This is a genomic window from Microbacterium sp. CPCC 204701 (assembly GCF_004010105.1).
Lineage (GTDB): Bacteria > Actinomycetota > Actinomycetes > Actinomycetales > Microbacteriaceae > Microbacterium.
Genome location: NZ_RRYE01000543.1, coordinates 1 through 1,547 on the forward strand (window position 1 = coordinate 1; position 1,547 = coordinate 1,547).

General features: G+C 73.9%; 2 protein-coding genes and 2 pseudogenes. 3 read left to right on the top strand and 1 reads right to left on the bottom strand.

Annotated elements, in window-relative coordinates; translation table 11 throughout:
• Positions 1 to 273, top strand: a pseudogene (locus EIO58_RS17665) (hypothetical protein); the annotation flags it as partial.
• A 60-nt stretch (positions 274 to 333) separates the two neighbouring features.
• Here EIO58_RS17665 and EIO58_RS17670 read toward each other — a convergent pair.
• Positions 334 to 615, bottom strand: coding sequence for a helix-turn-helix domain-containing protein (locus EIO58_RS17670; protein ID WP_127820531.1), 282 nt, complete (start codon positions 613 to 615; stop codon positions 334 to 336).
• 98 nt (positions 616 to 713) lie between these two features.
• On the opposite strand from EIO58_RS17670, the gene EIO58_RS17675 reads away from it, so the two are divergent.
• Positions 714 to 1,340, top strand: a complete 627-nt coding sequence (locus EIO58_RS17675) for an SAF domain-containing protein (RefSeq protein WP_127820532.1) — start codon at positions 714 to 716, stop codon at positions 1,338 to 1,340.
• Positions 1,337 to 1,547: pseudogene (locus tag EIO58_RS17680) on the top strand (hypothetical protein); the annotation flags it as partial. The gene EIO58_RS17675 and the pseudogene EIO58_RS17680, both read left to right, overlap by 4 nt.

Genomic DNA, 1,547 nt, shown 5'->3' on the forward strand with positions numbered 1-1,547 from the left:
CGGCCGGCACCGCCGCGGTCGGCCCTGGCCGACCGGCTCACCTTCGGCTTCGTGCTGCGCGAACTCGTGCGCCGGCGGGCAGGGGTCGCCGTGACCCTCAGCGGCGGACGCGTGCTCACGGGCACGATCGATCGCGCGGGCGCCGACCACCTCGACATCGCGCTGCACGAGCCGGGCGCCCCACGCCGTGCAGATGTCGTCACCGGCCACCGGATCGTTCCGTTCGCGTCGATCGCGTGGCTGCGCGCGGACGCGGCGCCGATGATCCCGTGACGCCACGGGCGCATAACCCCCGCATGCACGCCGCGCCGCCTGGCCGGGGGCGCCCGCAGGTCAGTCCGGGTTGCGGACGAAGCCGGTGCCCCACAGCTCGGGGAAGCTCGCGGTCTGCGACTGGCGCCACAGCGCCATGCGCCGGGCCTCCTCGGACTGCTCGTCGAGATACTCCGACACGCTCGTGGCGTCGACGCGCCAGCGCGCGGGGACGCCGACGCGCATCCCACGCAGCCGCCCTTCCATGACGAGCGCCATGACCTCGTCGACCGACACGCCGAGCACTTCGCCCACCTGCGCGGGCGCCAGCAGACGCGTGCCGGACGTCGGGTCATCGGACATGCCCCCATTATGACCCCGCTCACGGGGAGGGGGATCGGTGCGACAGGGGCTGTGGATAGTGAACGGGCGCCCGACCGCGTTTGGGTCACGATGTACGCATGAGCGTCACCGAAAACGTCCGAGCTCCGCGCCGCGCCTTCTGGGGCGATGCGAGGTTCTTCCTCGGCATCCTCCTCGTCGTCGCCTCGGTCGCGGGCGTCTGGCTGGTCGTCGCGGCGGCGCGCCAGACCGCTCCGACATACGCGGCAGCGCGCACGATCGTCCCGGGCGAGGTGATCTCAGCGGGCGACCTGCGCGTGGTGGACGTGGCGCTCGGGCCGCTCGGCGACACCTATGTCTCCGCCGACGATCTCGATGACGCAGCGGTCGCCACGCGCACCATCGCTGCGGGCGAACTGGTGCCGACGGCATCCGTCGGCGCCGCCGACTCGGCGCGCACCACGAGCGTGGTCGTCCGCAGCACGGTGGACGTCCCCGCGTCGGTGACGGCCGGCACGGTCGTCGAGGTGTGGTCTGCGCCGCCGCTCGGTCAGGGAGAGTACGATGAGCCGCGCATCCTGGTCGCCGACGCGACGGTGGTGTCGGTCACGCGCGACGACTCGATGATCGGCGGCGGAGCCGCCGCGCTCGAACTGGTGATCCCGCGCGCCGACGTCGCCGCCACGCTCGCGGCCATGGCGGACGAGGCGGCACTGTCCGTCGTGCCGACGGGGGCGGGCTCGTGAAGGTCGTCGTCGCGCTCGACCACGGGGGTCCGCTCGCCGACGGCCTGCGGCGCGAGGGGGTGGACGTCGTCGCGGTGATCCCGGCATCCGCGCCGCTCGACTCGCTCTCGGAGGAGCTGCCAGGCCCCGCTGCGCACGAGGTGCTGCAGGTGCTCGCCGACGCCGACGCGCTCGTCATCGGGGTCGCGCGCGCCACGATGGCCCCGG